Source organism: Streptomyces saintjeani (assembly GCF_055409605.1).
The window spans coordinates 1,997,235-2,024,099 of the sequence record NZ_CP189624.1 but is presented as its reverse complement, the minus strand read 5'-3'; the positions used below and the strand labels follow the sequence as shown (position 1 = coordinate 2,024,099).

Genomic DNA, 26,865 nt, shown 5'->3' with positions numbered 1-26,865 from the left:
CAGTACGCGTGCCCCAGCTCCCCGGCGCCTCCCCGGGCGCCGGGCCCGGCCCACGGGTACGGCGGCGTCCCCCCGTACGCCCCTGGTACCGCACCCGTGCCTACCGCCTCACCCGCACGCTCGTGGTGGCCGCCGCGCTGACGACGGGCTGCGTGTGGTGGGCCGGCGATCCGGAGCCGCCGACGGTGAGCGCCGCGCACGCTCCCGGCGCCGACGCGAAGAGCGTTCTCGCGGAGTCCGGCGCCGGTGCGGGGAGCGGCTCCTCGGCCTCTGGTTCCGGCAGGGGGAGCGCCTCTCCGGCCTCGCGTCCCGGCAGCCGGAACGCGTCCTCGCCCGCTCGTCCCGGCGCGGGAAGCGTGCCCCCGGCCTCCGGCGCGGGCGCGGGCGCGAGGAGCGCGCCCCCCGCCCCCTACCCGTCCCCCTCCAGAGCCACCCGCCTCGTCATCCCCTACCTCGACGTCGACGCCCCCGTCATGCCCCTGCCCCTCGACCGCGACCGCCGTCTCACCGTGCCGCCCGGCGACGATCCCAACCTGGTCGGCTGGTACACCGGCGGGCCCGCGCCCGGCGGCTCCGGTACCGCCGTCGCCGTGGGGCACCTCGACACCCACACCGCCGGAGCGGTCTTCGCCGGGCTCAAGGAGCTCACCCCGGGTCACCTCGTGGAGGTACACCGCGTGGACCGGCGGACCGCCGTCTACACGGTCGACAGGGTCACGGCGTACGACAAGAAGGGCTTCCCCGACCGGGAGGTGTACGGGGACCGGGGGCGGGCGGAGCTACGGCTGATCACGTGCGCGGGGCGGTACGACCGGCGTACGGGGTACTCGGGGAACACGGTCGTGTTCGCGCATCTCACCGGGGTGCGCGGAGGCTGAGCAGGCGGTTCGCGCACCCCGAACCGCCTGTGCGGCAAGGGTGGTTGTCGCCCCTCCCGCTGAATCCGGACGTCCGCTTTCTCACCCCTCGGACCATGCCGTCCGATCCCTTCCCTCACCGGCGCGCGGTCCGTTAACTTCCCTTGCTCACCCGTCCCGTACGACCCGTGGGGGACGGCCGGGCGCCGGGGACGAGACTCATGACACGCGCGATCTCTCTGCACGACGTGACCAAGGTGTACGCGAAGGGCGTCCGCGTCGTGGACGGGCTGACGCTGGACGTCGAACCGGGGGAGTTCCTGGTGCTGCTCGGCCCGTCCGGGTGCGGCAAGTCGACCGTGCTGCGGATGATCGCCGGTCTGGAGGACATCACCGAGGGGGAGTTGCTGCTCGACGGCGCGTACGCCAATCAACTCCCGCCGTCCGGGCGGGACATGGCGATGGTGTTCCAGAACTTCGCGCTGTACCCGAGCATGACGGGCCGCGCCAACATCGGCTTCCCGCTGCGGATGGAGTCGCCGAGCGTGGACCCCTCGCCCCAAGTGGACGCCACCGCGCGGATGCTGGGCATCGAGGACCTGCTGGAGCGCTATCCGTCGCAGCTCTCCGGCGGTGAGCGTCAGCGCGTCGCGATGGGACGGGCGCTGGCCCGCCACCCCTCCGCGTTCCTGATGGACGAGCCGCTCTCCAACCTCGACGCGAAGCTCCGCACCCACTTACGGGCCGAAATCTCGCAGCTGACCACGGGGTTGGGGGTCACGACCCTGTACGTCACGCACGACCAGGCCGAGGCGATGTCCCTCGGCGACCGGGTCGCCGTCCTGCGCGACGGCGTCCTCCAGCAGGTGGACACGCCGCGCAACGTCTACGCGCTGCCCCGCAACGTCTTCGTCGCCGCGTTCATCGGCACCCCCAGGATCAACCTCCTGCGCGGGGTGGTCCGTGCCCCGCTCGACGGCGCGATGTCGATCAGCCTCGGCAGACAGGCGCTGCGGCTGCCCGAACCCCTTTCCCCGGAGCACAAGTTGCTCCGCGTCCAGCAGGGCCGCGAGGTGATCGTGGGCCTGCGCTCCGAGGCGATCCGCATCGCCCCCGGCAGAGCGGCACGCCCCGGGGAGACCCTGATCACCGGCCTGGTCCGGCACGTCGAGTTCCAGGGCCACGAGGTCCTGGCCCACTTCGACACGGGCTCGACCCCGGCCCAGGTCCCCACCCTGGAATCCCCCCACCCCGTACCTCTCCACCCATCGCGCCGCCGCAGGACACCCCCGCTCCTGACCCGCTTACGCCCCCGCCCCGCACCCTCGACGCCCCCACCCCCTACCCGTCCCCCTCAGGTATCCGGCGACCTGATAGTCCGCACCACCCCCGACCTGGACCTCCGCCCAGGCACCCAACTCCCCCTCCTGGTGGACCTCGCCCACCTCTTCGTCTTCGCCCCCCAGGGCGAACGCATCTCCCCGACCCCCACCCACCTCCCGGACCTGGCGGAGTAACCGCCCGGTGCGACGATCCGGGCAGGCCCTCTGAGGGCAGCCCCCCGAACAGGTCACACCCCTCGTTTCCCGTCAGCTCCGTTGACCCCATACCGTCCGGTCAGTATGTTCCCGGGAACGTCCCCGCACCCCACGGAGTGTGCACGCATGGACACGTTCCCCACCGCTCACCCCCGTACCACCCCTACCCGCGCGGCGTCCCACCGCCGGGTCGCCACGGCCGCCGCGCTCGCGTCGGCCGTGGAGTGGTACGACTACTTCGTCTTCGGGATCGCCGCCGCTCTGGTGCTCGGAGACCTCTACTTCCCGTCGGGGAGTTCCACCGCCGGTATCCTCGCCGCCTTCGCGACGTTCGCCGTCGGCTTCCTGGCCCGCCCGATCGGCGGGATCGTCGCAGGTCAGCTTGGTGACAAGCGGGGCCGCAAGCCGATGCTGGTCCTGGCGCTGACCCTGATGGGCGTGGCGACGACAGCGATCGGGCTGCTCCCGACGTACGACACGATCGGCGTGGCCGCGCCGATCCTGCTGGTGCTGCTGCGCGTCGTGCAGGGCATCGCCGTCGGCGCCCAGTGGGGCGGCGCGATGCTGCTGGCGACCGAGTACGCGCCGGAGGGCAAGCGCGGCATCTACGGCAGCTTCGTCCAACTCGGCGTCCCCATCGGCGTGGTGACCGCGAACTCCGTCTTCCTGCTGGCCGGTGCCTTCACGAGCGAGAGCTCGTTCGAGGCATGGGGCTGGCGGATCCCGTTCGTCATAGGGCTGTTCGTCCTCGCGCTCGCCTGGTACATCCACCGCCACGTCGAGGAGACCCCCGAATTCCGTGCGGCGGAACGGGAGTTGGCGAACAAGGAACAGTCCGGACAGGGCTCCCCGCTGCGCACGGTCCTGCGCCACCACCTCGGCACGGTCCTCCTCGCCGGCGGCTCCTTCGCCGTGAACACCGCGACGTTCTACATCCTGATCACCGGCGTCCTCGACTACACGACCCGTGACCTGGACATGAGGAGGAGCGCGGTCCTGACCGTCTCCCTCTGCGTCAGCCTCACCCAACTCGTCCTGATCCCCGCCTCGGCGGCCCTCTCCGACAAGGTCGGCCGCATCAGGATCTACGCGATCGGCGCGGCCGGCATCGCCCTGTGGGCCGTACCGATGTTCCTCCTCATCGACACCGGCTCGCTGCTGTGGCTGGCCGTCTCCACCTTCGTCGCCGGCTGCTTCCTCAGCATCATGTACGGCCCCCAAGCCGCCCTGTTCGCCGAGCTGTTCACCCCGGAGATGCGCTACACGGGAGCCTCGCTCGGCTACCAGATCGCGGCGGTCGCGGGCGGCGGACTCGCGCCGTTCGTGATGGTGCTGCTCCTGGAGGCGACGGGTACGTCGATGTCGGTCTCGGCGTACATCATCGGCCTCGCGGTGATCGCCCTGGTCTCCATCAAGGTCCTTGCGGACCGGGCCCGTTCACGCTGAACCTCGCGAACTGGCCTTCCAGACCGTCCAGTAGAGCCGTCAGCCCGGTCTCGAAGGCCCGCTCGTCCACCTTCTCCTGCTGCTCGGCCAGCAGGTGCGCCTGGCCGAGGTGGGGGTAGTCGGCGGGGTCGTACGCGCCGCGGTCCCGTACGAACCCGCCCGCGAACGACCCCAGCGCCGACCCCATCACGAAGTACCGCATCAGCGCCCCGACGGACGTCGCCTGCGCGGCGGGCCACCCGGCCCGGACCATCGCGCCGTACACCGCGTCGGCGACCCGTAGTCCCGCAGGTCTACGCCCAGGGCCCTGGGCGAGTACGGGGACGATGTTGGGGTGGTCCCTCAGAGCGGCCCGGTACGACGTCGCCCAGTCGTGCAGCGCGGTGCGCCAGTCGCGGCCGTCCTCGAACATCGACAGGTCGACCCGCGCGCTCACCGCGTCCGCGACCGCCTCCACGATCTCGTCCTTGGTGCGGAAGTGGTTGTACAACGAGGGCCCGCTGACGCCGAGTTCGGCGGCGAGCCGGCGTGTCGAGAGCGCGGCGAGCCCTTCCGCGTCGATCAGCTCCCCGGCCGCGGCGACGATCCGTTCGGTGCTCAGCAAGGGCTTGTGCGGTCGGGCCATGGCGTTCATAGTAGGGCTGCGCCAGAAAACTAGCAGTGGTAATTTACCGGTGCGGGAACCGCCGGACGGATCGGGGAGCGGCCGTATGAACCTGGAACTCACCGAGGAACAGACCGCCGTCCAGCGCCTCGCCCGGGACTTCGTCGCCCGCGAGATCACCCCGCACGTCCGCGACTGGGACCGCGCCGAGGCCGTCGACCGGGGCATCGTCAAGAAACTCGGCGAGGTCGGCTTCCTCGGCCTCACGATCGACGAGGAGTACGGCGGCTCGGGCGGCGACCACCTCGCGTACTGCCTGGTCACCGAGGAGCTGGGGCGCGGCGACTCCTCGGTGCGCGGCATCGTCTCCGTCTCCCTCGGCCTCGTCGCCAAGACGATCGCCGCGTGGGGGAGCGAGGAGCAGAAGCGGCACTGGCTCCCAGGTCTGACGTCGGGGTCATACCTGGGGTGCTTCGGACTGACGGAACCCGGCACCGGGTCCGACGCGGGGAACCTTGTCACCCGGGCCGTACGTGAGGGTGACGATTACGTCGTCAACGGCGCCAAGATGTTCATCACGAACGGGACTTGGGCCGACGTCGTCCTCCTCTTCGCGCGCTCCACCGACGCTCCCGGCCATCGCGGTGTCTCCGCGTTCCTCGTCCCCACCGACACCTCCGGCCTCACCCGCCGCACCATCCACGGCAAGCTCGGGCTGCGCGGGCAGGCCACCGCCGAGCTGGTCTTCGAGGACGTCCGCATCCCCGCGTCCGCGCTGGTCGGCGAGGAGGGCAAGGGGTTCTCCGTCGCGATGTCGGCGCTGGCCAAGGGGCGGATGTCGGTCGCGGCCGGCTGCGTCGGGATCGCGCAGGCCGCGCTGGACGCGGCCGTCGGGTACGCGGGGGAGCGCGAGCAGTTCGGTACGCCGATCGCGGGCCGGCAGCTCGTGCAGGAGCTGCTCACCGACATCGCGGTCGACGTCGACGCCGCCCGCCTGCTGACCTGGCGCGTCGCCGATCTCATCGACCGGGGGCTGCCGTTCACGACCGAGGCGTCGAAGGCGAAGCTCTTCGCCTCCGAGGCCGCCGTACGCGCCGCGAACAACGCGCTCCAGGTGTTCGGGGGGTACGGCTACATCGACGAGTACCCGGTCGGGAAGCTGCTGCGGGACGCGCGCGTGATGACGTTGTACGAGGGGACCAGCCAGATCCAGAAACTGGTGATCGGGCGGGCGCTGACCGGGGTGTCAGCCTTCTGAGTTACCTCTCAGGTCTCCCTCGGTTGAGTACCTCCTGAGTACTACGGCGGATGTGGCGCGGGCCACGTCCGCCGAGACTCGTCCCCATGAGTGACACACCCAAGCAGCAGAGCACCGCCGCCTTCTACGGTCAGGCCGTGGCCTCCTTCGCCGTCGCCATGGCGGCCACCTCCGTCGGCATCTACCAGCTCAGCGCCGACGCCTGGGTCCGTGCCTTCCTCGCGATCGCCGTCCTCTACCTGGTGACGTCCTGCTTCACCCTCGCCAAGGTGATCCGCGACCGCCAGGAGGCCAGCACCATCGTCGGCCGCGTGGACCAGGCCCGCCTGGAGAAGCTCCTCGCCGAGCACGACCCGTTCGAGAAGCTCTGAACGCGGGAAGCCTCCGTGCGCGGACGCCGCTTCGACCGGCCCGGCTAAGCGCCCGCTCACCTTCGGCGGTATGGTGGGGCGACTGTCTGTGAGAAGGGTCGGTGAGCGATGAGTACGGCGCAGGACACGATCGGCGGCGAGGCCGAGCCGTGGGAAGAGGTCACGCCCGACGCGGCCCGGCGTCTGCTCGTCGCCGCGGTCGAGGCGTTCGCCGAGCGCGGCTACCACGCCACCACCACCCGCGACATCGCGAGCCGCGCCGGCATGAGCCCGGCCGCGCTCTACATCCACTACAAGACCAAGGAGGAACTCCTCCACCGCATCAGCCGCATCGGCCACGACAAGGCGCTCGGCATCCTGCGCGGCGCGGCCCGCCGCGAGGGCAGCGCCGCCGACCGCCTCGCCGACGCGGTCGGCTCCTTCGTCCGCTGGCACGCGGTACGGCGTACGACGGCCCGGGTCGTCCAGTACGAGCTCGACGCGCTCGGCCCCGACGCCCGCGCCGAGATCGTCGCCCTGCGCCGCGAGGTCAACGCGGAGGTGCGCGGCATCCTCGACGACGGGGTCGCCTCGGGGGAGTTCGACGTCATCGACGTACGCGGGACGACGCTTGCGATCCTCTCCCTGTGCGTGGACGTCGCCCGCTGGTTCAACGTGAACGGGACGCGGACACCGGAGGAGGTCGGCGAGCTGTACGCCGACCTCGTACTGCGGATGGTGGGGGCGGCGAGGTAGCTCTCCGGGGGTAGCCCTCGCGGGGTAGCTCTGCGGAGGCAGCCCCTGCGGAGGTATCCCTTGAGTACTCGTCCTCTGGAGGTAGTACCGCCTCTAGAGGTAGTACCGCGACACCGACTCCGCCGCGCACACCGGCTTGTCGCCGCCCTCGCGCTCCACCGTGAACGCGAGGGCGATCTGTACCCCGCCCTGGACGTCCTCGACGGAGCTGATCCGCGCGGTGGCGCGCAGCCGGGAGCCGACCGGGACGGGCGCGGGGAAACGGACCTTGTTCGTCCCGTAGTTGACGCCCATCTTCACGCCGTCGACCTGGATCAGCTGGGGTCCGAACAGCGGCAGCAGCGACAGCGTCAGATAGCCGTGCGCGATGGTCGTGCCGAACGGCCCGGCCGCGGCCTTCCCGGGGTCGACGTGGATCCACTGGTGGTCCCCGGTGGCCTCGGCGAACAGGTCGATCCGCTTCTGGTCGACCTCCACCCAGTCGCTGTACCCCAACTGCTCGCCCACCGCCGCCTTGAGCTCGTCGGCGGACGTGAAGATCCTCGGCTCTGCCATGGTTCCCGGCCTCTCGCTGCGAAGTCCCGAAGTCTAAGCAACTGCTTAGCATGGTCGGTCGGGGGGACCCTGTCAACGGACCGGTCCAGGCGTGATCACCCCACTAGGCTGGACGGGTGCCCCAGATCCACGAGAACGTCCAAGAGCTGACCGTCGGCCAGTTGTCGGCGCGCAGTGGTGTCGCCGTGTCCGCGCTGCACTTCTACGAGGCGAAGGGGCTGATCGCCAGCCGCCGCACGTCCGGGAACCAGCGCCGGTACGGCCGTGACACGCTGCGGCGCGTGGCGTTCGTGCGGGCGGCCCAGCGGGTCGGGATACCGCTCGCGACGATCAGGGAGGCGCTGGCCCAGCTGCCGGAGGAGCGGACGCCGACGCGGGAGGACTGGACGCGGCTGTCGAAGGCGTGGCGGTCCGAACTGGACGAGCGCATCAAGCAGTTGAACCTCCTGCGCGACCACCTCACGGACTGCATCGGCTGCGGCTGCCTCTCCCTCGACACCTGCGTCCTGTCCAACCCGGACGACGTCTTCGGCAACCGCCTCAGCGGCTCACGGCTGGTGGTGGAACACCGGGAGGGATGAGGGACTCGCGCCGCCAGTCCACCCCGTACGACAGGTCCTGCACCCCCTCCCCGGCTCCCCCCCCAACTCCGGCCCCGCTCCACCCGTACCGCCTCACCCCCACACCCACCGAATCCCGAACCGGCACTCCCCGGCCCCCAGTGCCACCGCGTGCACCACCCCCGCCGCGTCCACCCGCAGCCGCTGCTCCCGCCGGAACCGCGCCCCCCTGCCGTCCCCCTCAAGTCCCGTGGTCCGGTAGGAGTAGCAGGAGTACGGCAGCGCCCCCGGATCGAACCGCACCTCCAACAGGTGCTCCCGCATGGGCACATGGATCGCCGTCTCGACGTGCCGGGTCACCGGCCGGGGTTCGCGGTGCTCGACGGTGTAGTCCACGATCACCGTCTCCCCTCGCGCCAACGGCCGTTCGAACAGCATCTCCGCGACGACGAGCCCCTCCTCGGGAAGCTCGACGACGGTCCCGAGCCGTAGCGGTTCGGCGAGCCGGATGAGGGGGAGCGGCCCGGGGGAGTCGAGCCGGTAGAGGGCGATCCACCGGTCCGCCCCGTCGGCCTCCGCGCGCAGCAGCCGCCGGCTGGACAGCGACCGCAGCCGCCGCTGTCCGTCGACCTCGGCCCGGTTGTGGCAGCTGAGCCGCGTCAGCGAGGAGTCCCACCGGACGTCGACGGCGTCCCGCGCGCCCCCGAGCGGCCAGGCCCGGTCGAGAGAGGAGAGCCCGTCGTCGGGCGGCAGCCACCGTCCCCGGGGCCGGGGCGGAGCCAGCCGCGCGCTGAGGCTGGCGGGCGGCAGGGACAGGACGTCCTCCAGGACCGCCAACGCCGAGAGGGAGCGCCGCCGTTCGGGCTGGTGGCGGCCCGACTGCCAGGAGCTGAGGGTCGCCGCGGAGACCGGGACCCCGCGCAGCCGCAGCCGCTCGTGGATCCGGTCCAGGCTCAGGCCGCTCGCGGCGATGGCGGCCCGCAGCTCCTCGTGGAACGGTCTCTCCCCGTGCATCCCCCAGTCTCCGCCCGGGCGCACCACGGAGCGGAAGGCCGCCGTCCGGATGTTTGATCAAAGTTTCCGCTTGTTTGATCGAAACCGTCCGAATCTAAAACCTTCTTCTGGCCGCTGTTTCGGTCGCATTGCCGCTCAATTCCCGCAGGACTGAACGCACTCGGACTTCTTGCCATGCCCATGAGGGCTCCCGGAAGCTGCTGGTCACCGCCGCATGTCCCCCCACCTCCCCCGGAAACACGGAGAGTTCATGTCCAGCATCAGGTCCGCGAGCCTCGCCGTCCTCGCAGCGGGCACCCTCACCGCCGCCCTCGCCACCCCGGCGCTCGCGGCGACCCAGACCGCGACCGCCACGACCGCCGCGAAGGCGCCGCGCCAGCTCACCCAGTCCATCGAGAGCCACGAGAACCACGCCCCGCACGGCGCGCTGAAGCACTCCGGCAAGGTCAACGCCTCGGAGACGTCCACGAACTGGTCCGGCTACGCGGCCACCGGCTCCTCCGGCGCCTTCACCTCCGTCACCACCTCCTGGACCCAGCCGACGGTCACCTGCGGTTCGGCCACCACGTACTCCTCGTTCTGGGTCGGCCTCGACGGCGACGGCAACGACGCGCTGGAGCAGACCGGCACCGAGGCCGACTGCATCAACGGCCAGGCCGTGTACGGCGCCTGGTGGGAGGTCCTGCCGGCCGCCTCGACGGCGTGGGACGACGTCACGGTCAAGGGCGGCGACAAGCTGACCGCGACCGTGACCTACAACGGCGACGACTTCACGATGACCCTGAAGGACTCCACCCAGGGGTGGACGAAGTCCCAGACCGACGCCGGCTCCTCCGACTTCCAGAACGCCTCCGCCGAGGTCATCGCCGAGGCGCCCGAGGTCGACGGCTCGCTCGCCAAGCTGGCCGACTTCGGCAGCGTCGGCTTCACGGGCGCGAAGGCCAACGGCTCCAACCTGGACAACGCCTCGCCCGACAAGATCACGATGACCAACAGCGGCGGTACGGTCCGCGCGCAGCCGGGTTCGCTGTCGAGCGGCGCGTTCTCGGTGGCGTGGAAGTCGGCGTGATCTGAGACTCCCTGAAATCAGGGGGGTGCGGCATCCCCGTCGCACCCCCGCCTCCCTCTCAGGTACTACGCCGGGACGAGCGACCGCCCCCGGCGCGCGAACGCCAGTGCCTCCGGCGTGAGGACCGGACGCGGGACCAATATGCCGCAGTCCGTGCAGACCGGACCCGCCGACGGCTCGTGGTCGAGGTCGTACTTCCACAGGAGCCGTTCGCCACCGCACACCGGGCAACCATCGCCCGGTTCCCGCTCCAGTGCGGCGATCAGCCGGCGCAGTACCTCGGCCAGCGGCTCACGGGGGTGGAGCCGCGGGTCGTCGCACCACGCCACGCCGAACCCGCCCCAGGTCAGCCGGTGCCAGTCGTCGAAACTGCCGGGCCTGCGCAGTCCGTCGTGCTTCTCTTTCCTGCGCCGTTCGGCGAAACCCGCCTCGTACGCCAGCCACACCGTCCGCGCCTCCTCCAGCTCCTCCAGTGCGGCCACGAGCCGCACCGGGTCGGGAGAGCGGTCCTCGGGGCCGAACCCGGCCCGTGAGGAGAGGTGGTCCCAGGTCGCCCTGTGCCCGTAAGGGGCGAACCGCTCAAGGCACTTGCGCAGCGAGTAACGCCGCAGCGCCAGATCGCTGCGCGGATCGCGCGCCTGTCTCGCCAGACTCCGGAAACCTGCCATCGCCTTGCACCTCCGTCACACCTGCACCTGTACTTCGGTCACTTCGGCGCCGCCGCGCCGAACTCGCGCGACGTCGTCGAATAGACGTATCGACTCTCGATTCGGCTCCATCCGATGTCGGGACAGTTCTCGCCGAGGTAAGAAGCCGGGAAAAACTTGACGCATGTTCATCTTCAATCCCGGGGATACCGGCGGTAACCTTCCGGCCACCCCCGTCGCTAGGAGCTGCACATGCCACGGCGAACTCCCCTCGACAGACTGAGAACTCCCGGCGGATTCCCCGGGTTCCTGAAGAGCGCGACCGTATGCGCGCTCCTCGCCGGTCTGTTGTCCCCTCTCACCCAGGTCGCCACCGCCGAGGCGGCCGAACCGAACGACTACTGCGGCGGACAGTGTTCCGACATCCTGCCGCCGGGCCAGAACGGCAACGCGACCCTCGCGCAGATCATCCTCAACCAGGCGTTCGGCACCCAGCCCGACCACGCCGAGGACCAGCTCGGCCCGTACAACAACCTGGCCAAGGGCTATCCCGCCCTCACCAACGCCACCATCAACACGTTCTTCAACGACGCGTCGTTCGGCGTGCCCGCCGACCAGGTCGCCTCCACGCTCCAGCCGGCCGGCCGCACCGACGTCAAGATCGTCCGTGACAAGAAGACCGGCGTCCCGCACATCACCGGGACCACTCGGTACGGCACCGAGTTCGGCGCCGGGTACGCGGCGGCCCAGGACCGGCTGTGGCTGATGGACGTCTTCCGCCACGTCGGCCGCGGCCAGCTCACCGGCTTCGCCGGCGGCGACCCCTCCAACCAGGGCCTTGAGCAGCAGTTCTGGCGCAACGCCCCCTACACCGAGGCCGATCTCCAGGCGCAGATCGACAACGCCGTCGCCACCAGCGGGGCGCGCGGCCAGCAGGCCCTCGCCGACGTGAACGCCTACCTCGACGGCATCAACTCCTACATCGACGCCTCCGACAGCGGGCGCTACTTCCCCGGCGAGTACGTCCTCACCGGGCACAAGGACTCGATCACCAACGCCGGCACGATCGACCACTTCAAGGTCACCGACATGGTGGCGCTCGCGTCCGTCATCGGCGCCCTCTTCGGTTCCGGGGGCGGCGGCGAGGTCAACAACGCGATCTCCCTGCTCGCCGCGCAGGAGCAGTACGGCGTCACCGAGGGCACCAAGGTCTGGGAGTCCTTCCGCGAACGCAACGACGCCGAGGCCGTCGTCACCGTCCACAACGGCGAGAGCTTCCCGTACGCCACGAAGCCCGCCAGCCCCCAGGGCGAGGCGCTCCCCGACGCCGGTACGGTCGCCGCCGAACCCCTCGTCTACGACGCGACCGGCACCGGAGGCCCCGCCGCCACCGCCGCGGCAGCCGCCACGACCTCCGCGAAGCGCGGCATGTCCAACGCCCTCGTCGTCAACGGCGCGCACACCGCGAGCGGCCACCCCGTCGCCGTCTTCGGCCCCCAGACCGGCTACTTCGCTCCACAGCTCCTCCTTCTCCAGGAGATCCAGGGTCCCGGAATCAGTGCCCGTGGCGCGTCGTTCGCAGGTCTCTCGATGTACGTAGAACTCGGGAGGGGCCAGGACTACGCCTGGAGTGCTACGACGTCCGGCCAGGACATCATCGACACGTACGCTGTCGAGCTCTGCCAGGACGACTACCACTACCTGTACCACGGCAGTTGTACGGCCATGGACAAGGTCGAGCAGAAGAACGCGTGGAAGCCGACGACCGCCGACGGCACCGCCGCCGGCGCGTACACGATGCGCGTGTGGCGCACCAAGTACGGTCCCGTCACCCACCGCGCGACCGTCGGCGGCAAGAAGGTCGCCTACACCACCCTGCGCTCCTCCTACCTGCACGAGGCCGACTCGATCATCGGCTTCCAGATGCTCAACGACCCCGGCTTCGTGAAGGGCCCGGACACCTTCCAGCAGGCCGTCCAGCACATCAACTACACCTTCAACTGGTTCTACGCCGACTCCCAGCACACCGCGTACTACAACTCCGGCGACAACCCGGTCCGCGCGAGCGGCGTCGACGCCGAGTTCCCGGTCTGGGCGCAGGCGGCGTACGACTGGAAGAACTGGAACCCCACCACCAACACCGCCGAGTACACGCCCTCTTCGCAGCACCCGCAGTCCGTCGACCAGGACTACTACATCTCCTGGAACAACAAGCAGGCCAAGGACTACACCAGCGCCCCCTGGGGCGAGGGCTCGGTGCACCGCGGCAACCTGCTGGAGGACCGGGTGAAGAAGCTGGTCGCCGCGGGCGGCGTCACCCGCGCCTCCCTCACCAAGGCGATGGCGGACGCGGCCCTCACCGACCTGCGCGCCGAGGACGTCCTCCCCGACCTCCTCAAGGTCGTCAACAGCTCGACGGTCACCGACTCCACGGCAGCCGCGGCCGTCACCAAACTCCAGACCTGGCTCGCCAACGGCGGCAAACGCACGGAGACTTCGGCCGGCTCCAAGACGTACGCCGACGCCGACGCGGTCCGCATCCTCGACGCGTGGTGGCCGCTCCTCGTGCAGGCCGAGTTCCAACCCGGCCTCGGCAGCGGCCTGTTCACCGCCATCACCGCCAACCTCCCCGTGGACGAGGCACCTTCGGCGGCCCACGGCCCGACCGGCTCGCATGCGGGCAGCTCCTTCCAGTACGGGTGGTGGAGCTACGTCGACAAGGACATCAGGTCGGTCCTCGGCCAGACCGTCCAGGACCCGCTGGCCCGGACGTACTGCGGGAACGGCGTCCTGACCGCCTGCCGCGACACCCTGATCAGCACCCTCAAGACCGCCGCGGGCAAGACCGCCGCACAGGTCTACCCCGGCGACGCCCTCTGCGCGGCCGGCAACCAGTGGTGCGCCGACTCGATCTTCCAGCGCCCCCTCGGAGGCATCAAGCACTACAACATCAGCTGGCAGAACCGGCCCACCTACCAGCAGGTGGTGGAGTTCACGTCACACCGGTGAGCGTCGACCGGTAAGTGCCGTACAGCGGGGCCGGGTTCACCTTCGGGGGCCCGGCCCCGCCTCAGTTGATCCGCCCCGCAGCCAGGACCACCCGCGCGAGTTCGGGGTGCACGATGTCGCTGTGCGCGCCCGACGGGGGACCGCCCTTGCGGACGACGGCCGCCGCGTCCACGTTGACGCACCCGGATGCCGGGAACGGGCCCCGCAGCGCGTCCGCGAGAGTCAACGCCCTTGTCCCCGGCACCGCTTGGACCCCGTTGTGCCCCATGGCGCCCCACTTGTCGCCCAGCAGGTCCCCGATCGCCCCGCGCGCGTCCCCCGCCATCCGTGAGGCCAGCGGGTACATCGTCCCGAGCGCCTGGTCGTACGAGGAGTAGCAGCATGTCAACGGCCCGTCGATCAGGGCCTGTTTCCCCTGCAACGCTCCGCGCGCACCCTGGTCGTACGGCAGCTTCGCCGCGAACGCGTAGTGGGAGAAGGCCCCTTGGAGCAGCGTCACGGACTTCACCGAACGCACGCCGGGGGCAAGGCCGCCCAGCGCGAACGACACCAGCCGGCCGCCGAAGCTGTGCCCGACCAGGTGGACCCGGACGCCGGGCACGGCCGCCGCCAGCTTCCCGACGAACGGCCCGAGTCCCCGCTCGCCGACCGTCCCGGCCCGGCGCTTCATCGCGTAGTACGTCGCCTGCCGCAGCAACTCCTTGGCGCCGTCCCAGGGGTTCGGCAACGAGAACTCCCGTGTCCCGTCCGCCTCCTGGAGCGCCTCCGCGAACTCCGCGCACATCTCCGCCGCCGACTCCGAGAGCATCGCGGGCACGCCCTCGTCCGGCATGTCCGTCACGCACCTCGCCGGCACGGCGTCCACGAGCCGGCCCACCAGCTCCCCGAACTCCGCCAACCCGGCGTCGCCGGGCGGGCGTCGGTCCAGCAGCAGGGCGATCCGGTCGACGGTCGCCGACTTGCCGGGGAAGGTCTCCAGGAGGGCGTTCTTGGTGCCGTCGTCCAGGCAGCCTTCCTGAGCGACCGTCAAGTGCGGGAAATCCGGGATGGGTTCGTCGCAGAACCGCATCGACGGCCACACGACACCGACGTACCCGAGCCTCGCGTCCGGCGCGAGCTGCGGGAACGGCGCGAAGAACGCCCGGTAGAGGGCGGTGGCACGGGAACGGTCGTTGTTCCACCCGTGCGAGAAGAACACCAGATCCCGCACCTTGCGCGCTCCGGCCTCGCCGAGCAGCCGGTCACGCTCGACGGGGTCCACGTCCCCGTCCGCGTCGAAGGTGAGTTGCCAGTAGGGAGCGACAGTCATTACGGATTCGGCCATCCCGGCCTCCGTCCCCCGGAGCGATGTGGGCGCAGTGTCCCGCTAACGGCCCGACTTGGCCATACGTCACGCACCACACCGCCCCGCGCCACGCCCCGACCCCCCTTCCCCCTCACATACCGACTGGTTAGTCTGTACCCGTTCCGAGCCGCACGTGTCGTGTCGAAGGAGACCCGATGGTGGAAGCCGTTCGAGGTGCCGGAGTTGTCGTGACCGGGGGCGGAGGAGGCATCGGCGCGGCGCTCGCCCGCCGGTTCGCCGCCGAGGGCGCACGCGTCGTCGTCAACGACCTGGACGGCGCGAGGGCGAAGGCCGTGGCGGACGAGATCGGCGCGATCGCGGTCGCGGGGGACGCCTCCGTCGTCGTGGACGAGGCCCGCGAGGCCCTCGGCGGCCGAGTGGACGTCTACTGCGCGAACGCCGGCGTCGGCTCGGGCGGCTCGGAGTCGGCCGGCGAGGACGTCTGGGCCCTGGCCTGGGACGTCAACGTCATGGCACACGTCCGCGCGGCCCAGGCCCTGCTCCCTCAGTGGCTGGAGCGAGGCGAGGGCCGCTTCGTGTCGACGGTGTCGGCGGCGGGCCTGCTCACGATGATCGGCGCGGCCCCCTACAGCGTCACCAAGCACGGCGCCTACGCCTTCGCCGAGTGGCTCTCCCTGACGTACCGCCACCGAGGACTCAAGGTCCACGCGATCTGCCCCCAGGGCGTACGCACCGACATGCTGGAGGAGTCGGGCAGCGCGGGAGAGCTGGTCCTCAAACCGACCGCGATCGATCCCCCGGAAGTAGCGGACGCCCTCATGCGGGGCATCGAGGACGACCGCTTCCTGATCCTCCCTCACCCCGAGGTAGCGGGGTACTACCAGGGCCGCGCAGCCGACCCCGACGGCTGGCTGACGACCATGAACCGCCTCCAGCAGAAGTGGGAGGCGGCACAGTGACGACGTACGCCGACAAGCCCTGGACCGCCCTCCTGGACGACGCCCAGCGCGCCCCGGTCACCCCGCTGGACTCGATGGTCGACGCCCTGCGCGACGCGGTGCGGACGGCCCCCGAACGCACCTTCCTCACGTACTTCGACGGACACCTCACGTACGCCGAGGTGGACACCCTCACCGACTCCGTGGCGGGCCACCTGGCCGACCGGGGCATCGCCCAGGGCGACCGGATCGCCGTAGTGCTCCAGAACTCCCCCCACTTCGTGCTCGCGCTCCTCGGTGCCTGGAAGGCGGGCGCGATCGTCGTACCTGTCAACCCCATGTACAAGTCGGGCGAGGTCGCCCACGTCCTGCGGGACGCCGAGGTGACCGCGCTGATCTGCACGGAGCGCGCCTGGGACTCGTACCTGAGAGCTACGGCGGCCGACTCGCCGGTCCGGTTCGCGCTCACCGCGAGCGAGCTGGACTTCCAGACGCGGTACGACGCGCGCGTCCTGAACTTCGAGCCGAACCCCACCGACGCCGACGACCTCGTCGAGGTGGCCCGGCGCGGCGGCAAGGCCCCCGAGGGGCGGGTCCTCGTCCCGGCCGGCATCGGGCTGATCAGCTACACCTCAGGTACGAGCGGTACCCCCAAGGGCGCCACCAACACGCACGGCAACCTCATGTGCAACGCCGACCGGCAGCGCGCCTGGCTGCATCTGCCGGACGCGCCCGTGTACTACGCCCTCGCGCCCCTGTTCCACATCACCGGCATGGTCTGTGAACTCGGCGCCTGCCTCAACAGCGCGGGCACCCTCGTCCTGACGTACCGCTTCGAACCCGGCGTCGTCCTGGACGCGTTCGCGGAGCACCGGCCGCACTACACTGTCGGCCCCTCCACGGCGTTCATGGCCCTCGCCGCGCATCCCGGGGCGAGCCCGGACCACTTCTCCTCCTTCGTCCACATCAGCTCCGGCGGCGCGCCCGTGCCCCCGGCGCTGGTCGAGCGGTTCCGGGCCGGGTTCGGGCCGTACATCCGCAACGGCTACGGCCTCACCGAGTGCACGGCGCCCGCCGCCTCCGTACCGCCCCAGCACGAGGCACCTGTCGACCCCGTCTCCGGCACCCTCGCGGTCGGGCTGCCGGGCCCCGATACCGTCGTCCGCATCCTCGGCGACGACGGAGAAGAGGTGCCGTTCGGGGAGCACGGGGAGATCGTCGTGCGTGGTCCTCAGGTAGTACCCGGGTACTGGCGCCGCCCCGAGGCGACGGCCGAGACGTTCCCCGGCGGGGAACTGCGTACGGGGGACATCGGGTTCATGGACGAGCAGGGGTGGCTGTACGTCGTCGACCGCAAGAAGGACATGATCAACGCGTCCGGGTTCAAGGTGTGGCCGCGCGAGGTCGAGGACGTCCTGTACACGCACCCCGCCGTACGTGAGGCGGCCGTCGTGGGGGTACCTGACGGGTACCGGGGTGAGACCGTGCGCGCCTACATCAGCCTGCGTCCCGGCGCCGCCGTGACCCCGGACGACCTCGCCGCGTACTGCAAGGAGAGACTGGCCGCCTACAAGTACCCGAGGCAGGTGGAGATCCTGCCGGAACTCCCCAAGACGGCAAGTGGGAAGATCCTGCGTCGGGAACTGCGTTCCCGCACCACAGAGAACGATTAGTCCCCAGGAAAGGCAGGTGGCGGCAGTGCCCAGATCGACGGACAACGACGGCACCCCCGTCCCGCAACGGCTCCTCGCCGCCGCCACCCGGCTCTTCGCCGAGCAGGGCTACGACCGCACCTCGGTCCAGGAGATCGTCGAGGCGGCCGGCGTCACCAAGGGAGCCCTGTACCACTACTTCGGCTCCAAGGACGACCTCCTCCACGAGGTCTACGCGCGCGTGCTGCGCGTCCAGCAGGAACGCCTCGACGCGTTCGCGAACGCCGACGAGCCGATCGAGCAGCGCCTGCGCGGGGCGGCGGCCGACGTGGTGGTCACGACGATCGAGAACCTCGACGACGCCGCGATCTTCTTCCGCTCGATGCACCACCTGAGCCCCGAGAAGTACAAGCAGGTCCGCTCGGAACGCCGCCACTACCACGAGCGCTTCCGGGCCCTGGTGGAGGAGGGCCAGCAGGCGGGCGTCTTCTCGAAGGCCACCCCGGCCGACCTGGTCGTCGACTACCACTTCGGCTCGGTCCACCACCTGCCGACGTGGTACCGCACGGACGGCACGCTGAGCCCGCAGGAGGTCGCGGAACACCTCGCGGACCTGCTGCTGAGGGCACTGCGACCCTGACAGAGCGCAGGTGTAAGGGGCGGCCACCCTGGTGACCGCCCCTTACCCGCGCATCCCTACAGGTACTTCTTCAGCTCCCGCCGGGCCAGCGACCGCTGGTGCACCTCGTCGGGCCCGTCCGCGATCATCAGCGTGCGCGCGCCCGCGTACAGCTCGGCCAGCAGGAAGTCCTGGCTCAGGCCTCCCGCGCCGTGCAGCTGGATCGCCCGGTCGATGATGCCGACGACCGCGCGCGGGGTCGCGATCTTGATGGACTGGATCTCCGTGTGGGCGCCCCGGTTGCCGACGGTGTCCATCATCCAGGCCGTCTTGAGCACGAGCAGCCGCAGCTGCTCGACCGTCACGCGCGCGTCGGCGATCCAGTTGTGCACGACCCCCTGCTGGGCCAGCGCCTTCCCGAACGCCTCGCGCGAGACGGCCCGCCGGCACATCAGCTCGATGGCCCGCTCGGCCATCCCGATGAGCCGCATGCAGTGGTGGATGCGCCCGGGGCCGAGCCGCGCCTGCGCGATGGCGAACCCGCCGCCCTCCTCGCCGATGAGGTTGGTGACCGGCACGCGCGCGTGGTCGAAGACCACCTCCGCGTGCCCGCCGTGGTAGTGGTCCTCGTACCCGAAGACCTTCATGGCCCGATGCACGGTGACCCCGGGCGTGTCGCGCGGGACGAGGATCATCGACTGCTGACGCCGTATGTCGGCCCCGTCGGGATCGGTCTTCCCCATGACGATGAAGATCTTGCAGTCGGGGTTCATGGCCCCGGAGATGTACCACTTGCGGCCCGTGACGATGTACTCGTCGCCGTCGCGCTGGATGAACGTCGTGATGTTGGTGGCGTCGGAGGAGGCCACCTCGGGCTCGGTCATGGCGAACGCGGACCGGATCTCCCCGGAGAGCAGCGGCTCCAGCCACTGCTTGCGCTGCGCGTCGTCCCCGAACTGCGCGAGGACCTCCATGTTCCCGGTGTCGGGGGCGGAGCAGTTCAGGACGGTCGGCGCGAGCTGCGGCGAGCGCCCGGTGATCTCGGCGAGGGGCGCGTACTGGAGATTCGTGAGGCCGGCGCCGTACGCGGGATCGGGCAGGAAGAGGTTCCAGAGGCCCTGTCGGCGCGCTTCGGCCTTGAGGTCGTCCACCACCGCCGGGGTGTCCCACGGGGACGCCAGAGAGGCACGCTGCGCCTCGGCGAGTTCCTCGGCGGGATAGACGTACTCGTCCATGAAGGCGAGCAGCCGCCCGCGCAGTTCCTCCGTGCGCGCGTCGAACGCGAAGTCCATGCCGGTCAGCCTTCCTGGAGAGTGGTCAGTCCGTGCGAGATGAAGACGGGGACGAGCTCCCCGATGCGGTCGAAGCCGCGCCCGACCGTCCGGCCGAGGGTGTAGCGGTAGTGGATGCCTTCGAGGATGACGGCGAGCTTGAACCAGGCGAACGCCGTGTACCAGGACACGTCCGAGACGTCCCGCCCGGACCGCCGCGCGTAGCGCTCGATCAGCTCGGCGGGGGAGGGGTGCCCGGGAGCCTCGGCAGTCGTCGATACGGGCGAGTTCGGCATCTCCAGCGGCACGCTGTACATCACGAGGAGGCCAAGATCGGTCATCGGATCGCCGAGAGTGGACATCTCCCAGTCGAGAACCGCTCGGATCCGGTCGTCGTCCCCGACGAGGACGTTGTCGAGCCGGTAGTCGCCGTGCACGATCGTGGGCGCGGGCGAGGAGGGCAGGCTGCGGCCGAGCGCCGCGTGCAGCTCGTCGATCCCCGCGAGGTCGCGGTCGCGGGACGCGTCGAGCTGCTTCCCCCAGCGCCGCAGCTGCCGGTCCAGGAACCCCTCCGGCCGCCCGAAGTCGCCGAGCCCGACCGCGACGGGGTCCACGCCGTGCAGCTCGACGAGCGTGTCCACGAGCGACAGCATCACGCCCCGGGTCCGCTCGGCGCCCAGCGGCACCAGCTCCTCGGCGGTCCGGTACGGCGTCCCCTCGACGAACTCCATGACGTAGAACGGCGCCCCCAGCACCTCCTCGTCCTCGCACAGCAGCAGCGGCCCCGGCACGGGTACGCCCGTCTCGCGGTGCAGCGCGTCGATCACCCGGTGCTCGCGCCGCATGTCGTGCGCGGTCGCCAGCACGTGCCCCAGCGGTGGCCGCCGTACGACCCACCGCCGCGCGCCGTCCGAGACGGTGTACGTCAGGTTCGAGCGCCCGCCCTCGATCAGCTGCCCGGACAGCGGTCCCGTGACCAGGCCGGGCAGTTCTCCGTCGAGCAGAACGCGCAGCCGGTCGAGGTCGAGCCCGGGTGGATGATCGGTGCTCATACGGCGCTCCTGGGTGCGTGCGACAGTGGACGTGGGTCTCATGATGCCGACCGGTCGGTATGTCGTCCAGTACGAGGCGCCGACGTGATCGGGGCCACCCTAGGGGTACGGCTCCCCGCGCGGGTGCGCGGGGAGCCGTCAGGAACGTTTTTCGGACCTACGCGCGTGCGCGTCAGTGGTCAGTGGTCGTCGTAGTGGTCGCCGTGCTCCGCGTGCCGGTGACCGTCGTGCACGTAGTCCACGTGGTCGCCGTGCTGCACGCGCGCGTGGCCGCAGTTCTCGTCGTGCTGGTGGTCGTGACCGTCGTGCGTCACATGACCGCCCGGCTCGCACTCGTCCCAGTGGCCGTCGTGCGAGCGGTGCAGATGGCCGTCGTGCGCGTAGTCGACGTGGTCGCCGTGCCGGACCTCCGCGTGACCGCAGTCCGGGCCGTGCGCGTGGGGGTGCGTGGGGTGTTCCTGGTGCAGAACGCTCATGGTGCTCACCTTCGGGAGGTGTGGGGGAATTGCTGCCCTCAGGTTCCCACGCAAACGGCCCATATGGCGTATATCGGGGCACACCGCTTGCGTGGCGCGCGCCCAGCCCGGATGGTCGAAGCCATGAAGGCCATCAGCTACAGCCGGTACGGCGGACCCGAGGTGTTCGAGTACGGCGAGATCCGCGAGCCCAAGGTCGGCCCCGACTCCGTGCTGGTCAAGGTACGGGCCGCCGCCGTCAACCCCGTCGACTGGAAGGCCCGCGAGGGGTACCTCGACGGGATCATCGACACGGTGTTCCCGGTCGTCCCCGGCTGGGACGTATCGGGCGTCGTCGTCCAGCCCGGCGTCTCCGTCACGGAGTTCGCCGTCGGCGACGAGGTCATCGGGTACGTCCGCGAGGACTTCCTCTCCCGGGGCACCTTCGCCGAGTACGTCGCGGCCCCCGTCCGCACGCTCGCCCGCAAGCCCCGCAACCTCTCCTTCGAGGAGGCCGCAGGGCTCCCCCTGGCGGGCCTCACGGCCTACCAGGGCCTCGTCCACGCCCTCGGCGTCAAAAGGGGCGAGACGGTCCTCGTGCACGCCGCAGCGGGCGGCGTGGGCTCCCTCGCCGTCCAGATCGCCCACCACCTCGGCTGCCGCGTCATCGGCACGGCCAGCGAACGCAACCACGACTTCGTACGCTCCCTGGGCGGCGAGCCGGTGACGTACGGCGAGGGCCTGGTCGACCGCATCCGGGGCCTCGCCCCCGAGGGCGTCGACGCGGCCCTCGACACGGTCGGCGGCGAAGCGCTGAAGGCGTCCGCCGACGTCCTCGGCGGCGACGGCCGCCTGGCCTCCATCGCCGACGGCGACGTCCTCGGCTACGGCGGCCGTTACTTCTGGGTCCGCCCCGACGCGGCCGACCTCACCCGCCTCTCGGAACTCGCCGAGCAGGGAGTGATCTCGGTGCACGTCTCCGAGGCGTTCCCGCTGGAACGGGCGGCTGAGGCGTACCGGCTGAACGAGGAGGGGCGGACGCGGGGGAAGATCGTGGTGACGGTGGATTGGGGGGAGGAGGGGGTGTAGGGGGTGGGGGGTGAGGGGAAGGCGGGCTTGTGCGCGGGTAGGACCGGCTGGTCAGGAGGGGTGGGGATGGAGGTGGCGCCGGTTCGGCTCGCGCGCGGGTGGGGCGGTTCGGGCGGTCGGCCTGGGCGGGCGGGGGCTTGGGCGCGTTCCCGCGCGCGGGCGCACATCCCGCGCGTTGAGCCGCCCGGCGGGGCGGCGCCCGTTCCTGCGCGCGCGTACATCCCGATCGGGTTCTCGCCCCGGCTGACGCGGATCGCCCCGCTCCCCGCGCGCGCCCTCCGCCCTACACCACCACCAACGCCGCCGCGCAGACCGCCGTGGCCACCGTGCACAGCACCGCCGCAGTGGCCAGGCGCGGCGTGAGGGCCGGCGGGTGGGGCGTGGACGCCAGGGTCTGGATACGGCGGTGCGCCACCGTCAGGAATGCCAGCCACAGGGCGCAGCACGCCGCGCAGATCGCCGCCCCGGCGACCGTGGGTCCTCCGTGCAGGAAGGTCTTCATCGCGAGGGCGGCGGCGACGGCACCGGCCAGGGTCGTACGGCGCCATGCGAGCCGCGTACGTTCGGGCTGGAGGCCGGGGTCGCGGGCGGCGGCGGAGGGCTGTGGCGTGCCGGTGTGATCACCGGACCCGGCGTCCGGGATCGGTGACCCCTCAGGAACCCCCACCCCGCTCACCCGTTCCGCCCGAGAACGACGACCACCACCATCGCCACCGCGACAAGCGTCACCACGAGACTCAGCACAGCCGGAAACCGCGACGTCGGCAGATCCTCCCCCCGCCGCATCGCCCGCTCGCACCGCACCCAGTGGTTGAGCGCCCGCACCGCGCACAGCACCCCCGCGACGAGCAGCGCCAACGCGAACCCGACCCGCCACTCCCACCGCAGGTCGGGCAGGAACTGATCGACCGCGAACCCGCCTCCGACGAGGGCCATGGCGGTGCGGAGCCACGCGAGGAACGTGCGTTCGTTGGCGAGGGAGAAGCGGTAGTCCGGCGTCGTCCCTTCCTCGCGGACCGCGGAGGGCGCGAACCACAGACGGACGTTCCGAACAAAATCGATCACGCCGAAAACCCTACCCGGCGGCCGGGGAGGGGGCGTTGTCAGTGGCGGCCGTTACGGTCGGTGCATGGAGGTTCCCACGCCGCTGAACGGCTACGCGCACCCCGGCCACGCCATAGCCCCGGCCGAGCACCACCTCACCCTGCCCGGCTTCTGGCCGGCCTACCTCGCGGCGTCCCCCGAGTACTTCGAGGCGTTCGGAGCGGACCCGGCGGACGTGGACGCGGCGTACGAGGTGCTGTACGACGCGTGGCGCACGTGGCCGACGTACAGAATCCCCTTGCCGCACGGCAGGACCGTATGGATCGTGTTCGCCGACTTCCCCGACGACCCGGGCGTCGACTACGTCCTCACGGACCCCGCGCGCCCCGGCAGCCCCCGGACGCTCGCCGCGACAGAGGGCGCCTTCTCGGACCCGGCCCTCCCCTGGCCGGACCTCCTCGCGCTGGCGGAGGCGGTGCCGGAGACCGGCGAGGGCGTACGCGACAGGGACCGGCACACCCCCTGGACCTGGGACGTCTCCGGCACCACCCCCCCTCAGCGGCGCCGGAACTCCTTGAGCCGCTCGTACGCCGCGAGCCCGTCCGGCACCCACTCCCACTCCCCGAGCCGCCCCTCGACCTCCTCCTCGGACAGGAACCCGTACCACTCGACCTCCTCGACCTGGGGGAGGACCGGCAGCTCGCACAGCACCTCGTACACGGCGGACCACCAGCTCCGCCCCGCCCCGTCGTCGTACAGGAACTTGAACAGGAACTCCGGCCGCGGCAGCCCGCTGACGCCGAGCTCCTCCTCGGCCTCCCGCAACGCAGCCGCGTCGTACGTCTCCCCGGCCCCGACGACCCCGCCCACGAACATGTCGTACAGGGAGGGAAACACCAGCTTGGTGGGGGTCCGCCGGTGCACGAACAGCCGCCCCTCGGCGTCCCGGGCCTGGATGAACACGCACCGGTGCCGGAGCCCGTCCGCGTACACCTCCCCGCGGGGCAACTGCCCGATCACGTTGTCCTGTTCGTCGACGATGTCGAGGATCTCGTCAGCAGCGCTCATGGGCCCATCCAAGCAGCAGCCTCGGGCCGACGGACCGGACAGCCGCTTCCGACGAGCACGCTGAGCGCCCGCGCGGGACGGGCACCTGTACCGGACCGGCGAGCACCTGCGCGGGACCGGCGAGCCGAAACAGCGCCCAGCCGCGACGCGGAGAACCAGCCGCCCGGAGCCCCCGATCCCGCCGAGCCCCGCCCACCCGCCCTGCACCTCACCGCCGCTGAAGAACCCGCTCCCGCACCGCCACTCCCTGCGGCATCGCCGGATGCAACCCCAGCAGCACGATCCCCGCGACGATCCCCGCCAACCCCACCGCCTCCCACGCCAGTGCCCCCGTGTCCGTCCGCAGCCGGTCCCCGAGGAACCCCACCCCGCAGATGATCCCGGCGAGCGGCTGCGCGGCGGTGAGGGCCGGCAGGGACATCCGCAGCGGTGCCGTCTCGAACGCGCTCTGGACGAGGACGAGCCCGGTCACGCCGAGCGCGAGGACGGCGTACGGCTGCCACCCGGTGAGCAGTTCGACGACCCCGCCCGCCGCGAACCGCTCCCCGCTGACCCGCGTCAACGCGTCCTGGACGCCGTACAGGAGCCCGGCGGCGAGGGCGAGCAGCACGGGCCCGGAACTGAGCCGGGACCGCTTCGCGTACGTCGTGAGCAGCAGCGCGAGCCCGATCATCGCGCCGATGATCAGCCAGTGCCGGAAGGGATCGGCCACGGCATGACCTCCGCGCGGCTCACCGGCGACGATGAACGCGGTCACCCCGCCCGCGAGCAGCGCGAGCCCGGCCCACCCCTGCCGCCCGAGGGACTGCCGGGTGTACCGGCGGGAGAGGGCGAGCGCGAAGAGCAGGTTCGTCGCGAGCAGCGGCTCGACGAGGGACACCTCGCCCTGCCCCAGCGCGACCGCGCCGAGCACCATCCCGGCGACCATCAGCGCGAGCCCGCCGAGCCAGCGCGGCACCCGTACGAGGTCGAGCAGCAGGCGCGGCGAGAGGAAGTCACCGAGCGGCGCCTGCTGCGCGGCCTGCTGCTGGAGCACGAATCCGAAACCCAGACAGCAGGCGGCGCTCACGGCGAGAGTCAGAACCAGAACCGACACGCTGCGTACCTCGATGATCATCCGGTCGGGCCACGGTCGTCGTGGGCCGACTGTAGCGCTCAGGAGCTACGACCGTTCCCGGGTAGTACGAGAACGGTCCTACGGGTACCCCGGTACCGGGGTCTCGACGCCGGCCGGGACCCCCACCCGGAAGCAACGTGAAGCAAAGCGCGCGGGGGAGTACGGCCGTACCGCCATCGTGGGGTGCGCCGCCCCGCCGCGCCATGGCGTACGCCACATCGCCGTCACGTTCACGCCATGCGACCCACCCGCCCCGGCCGCCCCGCACGCCCCCGACCAGCGCGCTCACCTCGGCGATCACCCGGCCAAGTCCCTTGTCCGGACAGCCACTTGATACGTGTCATGTTCCCCCGGCCCTTGACGGTGACCACTGCCTGGGGCTTTGCTGTGCGTGATCGGCCGATCGCAGGCCGACGGCAACCAGTGTCGCGCCAGGAGGACGAGGAAAACCCGCGGTGCCCCCACCCCCGCCTTCCCCGGTTCCCGGTCGCGAACGCGATCCCCGGATCCTCGACGCCACCCTCGACGACGCGGAACTCGGCGTCGCACGCGCCGCGTTGGCGCAGGGCCGCTGGCAGGCCGCCCGTACGCTCCTGGCCCGCACGGGCGACGACTGGGACCGCCGAGGCCACCGAGCCGCCGTCCTCGCCCTGGAACCGGACACCGCGGCCACGGACTGGCTGCACGCCGAACCGGACAACGCCGACGCGGCGACCCTCCGCGCCCTGACCCTGGTCCGCCGCACGGTACGAGGCAGGACCGAGCGCCACGACGACGCCCGCGCGGCCTGCGTCATCGCGGCCGACCTGGCTCCCACGGACCCGACCCCGTGGCTGGGGTTGCTGCGGCTGGCGATGTTCCGCAGGGGCGGGGGAGCGGGCGCCGGGCCGGTACGGGGGGAGGGGTACGACGAGGCCGAGGCGGCCCGGTGGGGCGAGTATGGCGATGCCGAGGCGGCCCGGCGGGACGGGTACGACGAGGCCGAGGCGGCCCGGCAGGGTGACGACGCCGAGGTGGTCCGGCTCTTCGAAGAGGTCCGCTCGCGTCACCCTGACCACCACCAGGCCCACCACCTCATGGTCGCCCACCTCGCCGAACGCCGTGCCGACAGCGGGCCCGATCCGCTGCACGAGGTGTACGACTTCGCGGCCTGGGCCGCCGAACAGGCCCCCGCGGACTCCCCGCTCGCGATCCTCCCGGTCGTCGCGCACGCCGAGCGCTACCGCGTCCTCGCCGCCCGTGGCCACCTCTCCGTCGACCCGGCGGCCTCCGGGCACTGGGCCGACGACCGGGCGCGCGAGGTGATGAAGACCGCGTACGACTGGTGGCTGGAGTGGGAGCACGAGGGCCACCCGCGTCGCCTGCTCGACCTCAACTACCTGGCCCACGCGACGGTCTGCGCCGGCCGCCCCGCCGAGGCATCGGCCCTCTTCCACCGCATCGCCGACCACGCGACGATCCGCCCCTGGTCCTACCCCGCCAAGGACCCGTACAAGGCGTTCACGGCGGCGAGGGAGAGGACGCTGGGCAGGGGCTGCTGCGAGGAACACCCGGCGTAGTACGGAGGGACAACCGGCGCAGTACGGGAGAG

The 26,865-nt window shown here is 71.3% G+C and carries 26 protein-coding genes; 14 read left to right on the top strand and 12 right to left on the bottom strand.

Annotated features, from left to right (window positions below; genetic code table 11):
- The first annotated feature begins 8 nt into the window (after nucleotides 1-8).
- The 3 genes from ACQCO7_RS08980 to ACQCO7_RS08970 all read left to right on the top strand — a co-directional run bounded on the left by ACQCO7_RS08980 (nucleotide 9) and on the right by ACQCO7_RS08970 (nucleotide 3,841).
- Nucleotides 9-878 carry a class F sortase gene (locus tag ACQCO7_RS08980; RefSeq protein ID WP_464071313.1) on the top strand — a complete coding sequence of 290 codons (870 nt, stop codon included), beginning with the start codon at nucleotides 9-11 and terminating at the stop codon, nucleotides 876-878.
- 200 nt (nucleotides 879-1,078) lie between these two features.
- On the top strand, nucleotides 1,079-2,374 hold the full coding sequence (locus ACQCO7_RS08975; protein ID WP_464071312.1) for an ABC transporter ATP-binding protein: 1,296 nt from the start codon (nucleotides 1,079-1,081) through the stop codon (nucleotides 2,372-2,374).
- A 147-nt stretch (nucleotides 2,375-2,521) separates the two neighbouring features.
- A complete protein-coding gene (locus ACQCO7_RS08970) occupies nucleotides 2,522-3,841 on the top strand; it encodes an MFS transporter (RefSeq protein WP_464071311.1) in 1,320 nt (439 codons plus the stop codon).
- On the opposite strand, the gene ACQCO7_RS08965 is transcribed toward ACQCO7_RS08970, so the two are convergent.
- Nucleotides 3,807-4,466, bottom strand: a complete 660-nt coding sequence (locus tag ACQCO7_RS08965; protein ID WP_010356824.1) for a TetR/AcrR family transcriptional regulator — start codon at nucleotides 4,464-4,466, stop codon at nucleotides 3,807-3,809. The genes ACQCO7_RS08970 and ACQCO7_RS08965 overlap by 35 nt on opposite strands.
- Before the next feature lie 85 nt (nucleotides 4,467-4,551).
- Here ACQCO7_RS08965 and ACQCO7_RS08960 point away from each other — a divergent pair, with 85 nt between their 5' ends.
- The 3 genes from ACQCO7_RS08960 (at nucleotide 4,552) to ACQCO7_RS08950 (ending at nucleotide 6,809) form a co-directional block, all read left to right on the top strand.
- On the top strand, nucleotides 4,552-5,703 hold the full coding sequence (locus ACQCO7_RS08960) for an acyl-CoA dehydrogenase family protein (protein WP_464071310.1): 1,152 nt from the start codon (nucleotides 4,552-4,554) through the stop codon (nucleotides 5,701-5,703).
- 86 nt (nucleotides 5,704-5,789) lie between these two features.
- The gene (locus ACQCO7_RS08955; RefSeq protein ID WP_010356822.1) at nucleotides 5,790-6,074 is read left to right on the top strand and encodes a YiaA/YiaB family inner membrane protein; all 285 of its coding nucleotides are present in this window, start codon (nucleotides 5,790-5,792) and stop codon (nucleotides 6,072-6,074) included.
- Between the two features lie 108 nt (nucleotides 6,075-6,182).
- Complete coding sequence (locus ACQCO7_RS08950; RefSeq protein WP_464071309.1) at nucleotides 6,183-6,809, top strand: TetR/AcrR family transcriptional regulator; 627 nt, start codon at nucleotides 6,183-6,185, stop codon at nucleotides 6,807-6,809.
- A gap of 93 nt (nucleotides 6,810-6,902) precedes the next feature.
- On the opposite strand, the gene ACQCO7_RS08945 is transcribed toward ACQCO7_RS08950, so the two are convergent.
- On the bottom strand, nucleotides 6,903-7,364 hold the full coding sequence (locus ACQCO7_RS08945; RefSeq protein WP_464071308.1) for a MaoC family dehydratase: 462 nt from the start codon (nucleotides 7,362-7,364) through the stop codon (nucleotides 6,903-6,905).
- Nucleotides 7,365-7,480: 116 nt separating this feature from the next.
- Between ACQCO7_RS08945 and soxR the strand changes: the two genes are divergently transcribed.
- On the top strand, nucleotides 7,481-7,945 hold the full coding sequence (gene soxR / locus ACQCO7_RS08940; protein ID WP_464071307.1) for a redox-sensitive transcriptional activator SoxR: 465 nt from the start codon (nucleotides 7,481-7,483) through the stop codon (nucleotides 7,943-7,945).
- 93 nt (nucleotides 7,946-8,038) lie between these two features.
- Here soxR and ACQCO7_RS08935 read toward each other — a convergent pair whose 3' ends face one another.
- Entirely contained in the window at nucleotides 8,039-8,938 is a 900-nt protein-coding gene (locus ACQCO7_RS08935; RefSeq protein WP_464071306.1) for a helix-turn-helix domain-containing protein, read from the bottom strand.
- Between the two features lie 250 nt (nucleotides 8,939-9,188).
- On the opposite strand from ACQCO7_RS08935, the gene ACQCO7_RS08930 reads away from it, so the two are divergent.
- A complete protein-coding gene (locus ACQCO7_RS08930) occupies nucleotides 9,189-10,007 on the top strand; it encodes a G1 family glutamic endopeptidase (protein WP_464071305.1) in 819 nt (272 codons plus the stop codon).
- 65 nt (nucleotides 10,008-10,072) lie between these two features.
- Here the strand turns inward: ACQCO7_RS08930 and ACQCO7_RS08925 are convergent, their stop codons facing one another.
- Nucleotides 10,073-10,675 (bottom strand): hypothetical protein, encoded by a 603-nt coding sequence (locus tag ACQCO7_RS08925; RefSeq protein ID WP_464071304.1) that lies wholly within the window; start codon nucleotides 10,673-10,675, stop codon nucleotides 10,073-10,075.
- Nucleotides 10,676-10,906: 231 nt separating this feature from the next.
- On the opposite strand from ACQCO7_RS08925, the gene ACQCO7_RS08920 reads away from it, so the two are divergent.
- Entirely contained in the window at nucleotides 10,907-13,663 is a 2,757-nt protein-coding gene (locus ACQCO7_RS08920; RefSeq protein WP_464071303.1) for a penicillin acylase family protein, read from the top strand.
- Nucleotides 13,664-13,724: 61 nt separating this feature from the next.
- Here ACQCO7_RS08920 and ACQCO7_RS08915 read toward each other — a convergent pair whose 3' ends face one another.
- Nucleotides 13,725-14,987, bottom strand: coding sequence for a serine-threonine protein kinase (locus tag ACQCO7_RS08915; protein ID WP_464071302.1), 1,263 nt, complete (start codon nucleotides 14,985-14,987; stop codon nucleotides 13,725-13,727).
- Nucleotides 14,988-15,163: 176 nt separating this feature from the next.
- Between ACQCO7_RS08915 and ACQCO7_RS08910 the strand changes: the two genes are divergently transcribed.
- Genes ACQCO7_RS08910 through ACQCO7_RS08900 form a run of 3 tightly spaced genes read left to right on the top strand, consistent with a single transcriptional unit; the run spans nucleotide 15,164 to nucleotide 18,199 of the window.
- Nucleotides 15,164-15,928 (top strand): SDR family oxidoreductase, encoded by a 765-nt coding sequence (locus ACQCO7_RS08910; protein WP_409118057.1) that lies wholly within the window; start codon nucleotides 15,164-15,166, stop codon nucleotides 15,926-15,928.
- Nucleotides 15,925-17,580 (top strand): class I adenylate-forming enzyme family protein, encoded by a 1,656-nt coding sequence (locus ACQCO7_RS08905; protein ID WP_464071301.1) that lies wholly within the window; start codon nucleotides 15,925-15,927, stop codon nucleotides 17,578-17,580. Before ACQCO7_RS08910 ends, ACQCO7_RS08905 begins: the two co-directional genes overlap by 4 nt.
- A 25-nt stretch (nucleotides 17,581-17,605) precedes the next feature.
- Nucleotides 17,606-18,199: a TetR/AcrR family transcriptional regulator gene (locus ACQCO7_RS08900; RefSeq protein ID WP_464071300.1), complete on the top strand. Its 594-nt coding sequence runs from the start codon at nucleotides 17,606-17,608 to the stop codon at nucleotides 18,197-18,199.
- Between the two features lie 56 nt (nucleotides 18,200-18,255).
- Here the strand turns inward: ACQCO7_RS08900 and ACQCO7_RS08895 are convergent, their stop codons facing one another.
- From ACQCO7_RS08895 to ACQCO7_RS08885, 3 genes are all read right to left on the bottom strand, one after another.
- Complete coding sequence (locus ACQCO7_RS08895) at nucleotides 18,256-19,470, bottom strand: acyl-CoA dehydrogenase family protein (protein WP_464071299.1); 1,215 nt, start codon at nucleotides 19,468-19,470, stop codon at nucleotides 18,256-18,258.
- A 5-nt stretch (nucleotides 19,471-19,475) separates the two neighbouring features.
- Nucleotides 19,476-20,501 (bottom strand): phosphotransferase family protein, encoded by a 1,026-nt coding sequence (locus tag ACQCO7_RS08890; RefSeq protein WP_464071298.1) that lies wholly within the window; start codon nucleotides 20,499-20,501, stop codon nucleotides 19,476-19,478.
- A 179-nt stretch (nucleotides 20,502-20,680) separates the two neighbouring features.
- Nucleotides 20,681-20,977, bottom strand: a complete 297-nt coding sequence (locus tag ACQCO7_RS08885; RefSeq protein ID WP_464071297.1) for a hypothetical protein — start codon at nucleotides 20,975-20,977, stop codon at nucleotides 20,681-20,683.
- Between the two features lie 123 nt (nucleotides 20,978-21,100).
- Between ACQCO7_RS08885 and ACQCO7_RS08880 the strand changes: the two genes are divergently transcribed.
- On the top strand, nucleotides 21,101-22,045 hold the full coding sequence (locus tag ACQCO7_RS08880) for an NADP-dependent oxidoreductase (RefSeq protein WP_464071296.1): 945 nt from the start codon (nucleotides 21,101-21,103) through the stop codon (nucleotides 22,043-22,045).
- A 283-nt stretch (nucleotides 22,046-22,328) separates the two neighbouring features.
- On the opposite strand, the gene ACQCO7_RS08875 is transcribed toward ACQCO7_RS08880, so the two are convergent.
- The 4 genes from ACQCO7_RS08875 to ACQCO7_RS08860 form a co-directional block, all read right to left on the bottom strand.
- Nucleotides 22,329-22,688, bottom strand: a complete 360-nt coding sequence (locus ACQCO7_RS08875) for a DUF202 domain-containing protein (RefSeq protein WP_464077180.1) — start codon at nucleotides 22,686-22,688, stop codon at nucleotides 22,329-22,331.
- 29 nt (nucleotides 22,689-22,717) lie between these two features.
- Nucleotides 22,718-23,110, bottom strand: coding sequence for a YidH family protein (locus ACQCO7_RS08870; protein WP_464071295.1), 393 nt, complete (start codon nucleotides 23,108-23,110; stop codon nucleotides 22,718-22,720).
- Nucleotides 23,111-23,644: 534 nt separating this feature from the next.
- Nucleotides 23,645-24,157 (bottom strand): NUDIX domain-containing protein, encoded by a 513-nt coding sequence (locus ACQCO7_RS08865; protein ID WP_464071294.1) that lies wholly within the window; start codon nucleotides 24,155-24,157, stop codon nucleotides 23,645-23,647.
- A 208-nt stretch (nucleotides 24,158-24,365) separates the two neighbouring features.
- Nucleotides 24,366-25,253 carry a DMT family transporter gene (locus tag ACQCO7_RS08860; protein ID WP_464071293.1) on the bottom strand — a complete coding sequence of 296 codons (888 nt, stop codon included), beginning with the start codon at nucleotides 25,251-25,253 and terminating at the stop codon, nucleotides 24,366-24,368.
- Between the two features lie 527 nt (nucleotides 25,254-25,780).
- Between ACQCO7_RS08860 and ACQCO7_RS08855 the strand changes: the two genes are divergently transcribed.
- A complete protein-coding gene (locus ACQCO7_RS08855; protein ID WP_464077179.1) occupies nucleotides 25,781-26,833 on the top strand; it encodes a hypothetical protein in 1,053 nt (350 codons plus the stop codon).
- The last annotated feature ends 32 nt before the right edge of the window (nucleotides 26,834-26,865 follow it).

Coding starts and splice junctions, on each gene's coding strand:
- ACQCO7_RS08975 (WP_464071312.1), top strand. CDS start 1,079: ATGACACGCGCGATCTCTCTGCACGACGTGACCAAGGTGTACGCGAAG.
- ACQCO7_RS08970 (WP_464071311.1), top strand. CDS start 2,522: ATGGACACGTTCCCCACCGCTCACCCCCGTACCACCCCTACCCGCGCG.
- ACQCO7_RS08965 (WP_010356824.1), bottom strand. CDS start 4,466: ATGGCCCGACCGCACAAGCCCTTGCTGAGCACCGAACGGATCGTCGCC.
- ACQCO7_RS08960 (WP_464071310.1), top strand. CDS start 4,552: ATGAACCTGGAACTCACCGAGGAACAGACCGCCGTCCAGCGCCTCGCC.
- ACQCO7_RS08955 (WP_010356822.1), top strand. CDS start 5,790: ATGAGTGACACACCCAAGCAGCAGAGCACCGCCGCCTTCTACGGTCAG.
- ACQCO7_RS08950 (WP_464071309.1), top strand. CDS start 6,183: ATGAGTACGGCGCAGGACACGATCGGCGGCGAGGCCGAGCCGTGGGAA.
- ACQCO7_RS08945 (WP_464071308.1), bottom strand. CDS start 7,364: ATGGCAGAGCCGAGGATCTTCACGTCCGCCGACGAGCTCAAGGCGGCG.
- ACQCO7_RS08935 (WP_464071306.1), bottom strand. CDS start 8,938: ATGCACGGGGAGAGACCGTTCCACGAGGAGCTGCGGGCCGCCATCGCC.
- ACQCO7_RS08930 (WP_464071305.1), top strand. CDS start 9,189: ATGTCCAGCATCAGGTCCGCGAGCCTCGCCGTCCTCGCAGCGGGCACC.
- ACQCO7_RS08925 (WP_464071304.1), bottom strand. CDS start 10,675: ATGGCAGGTTTCCGGAGTCTGGCGAGACAGGCGCGCGATCCGCGCAGC.
- ACQCO7_RS08920 (WP_464071303.1), top strand. CDS start 10,907: ATGCCACGGCGAACTCCCCTCGACAGACTGAGAACTCCCGGCGGATTC.
- ACQCO7_RS08915 (WP_464071302.1), bottom strand. CDS start 14,987: ATGGCCGAATCCGTAATGACTGTCGCTCCCTACTGGCAACTCACCTTC.
- ACQCO7_RS08910 (WP_409118057.1), top strand. CDS start 15,164: ATGGTGGAAGCCGTTCGAGGTGCCGGAGTTGTCGTGACCGGGGGCGGA.
- ACQCO7_RS08895 (WP_464071299.1), bottom strand. CDS start 19,470: ATGGACTTCGCGTTCGACGCGCGCACGGAGGAACTGCGCGGGCGGCTG.
- ACQCO7_RS08890 (WP_464071298.1), bottom strand. CDS start 20,501: ATGAGCACCGATCATCCACCCGGGCTCGACCTCGACCGGCTGCGCGTT.
- ACQCO7_RS08885 (WP_464071297.1), bottom strand. CDS start 20,977: ATGAGCGTTCTGCACCAGGAACACCCCACGCACCCCCACGCGCACGGC.
- ACQCO7_RS08880 (WP_464071296.1), top strand. CDS start 21,101: ATGAAGGCCATCAGCTACAGCCGGTACGGCGGACCCGAGGTGTTCGAG.
- ACQCO7_RS08865 (WP_464071294.1), bottom strand. CDS start 24,157: ATGAGCGCTGCTGACGAGATCCTCGACATCGTCGACGAACAGGACAAC.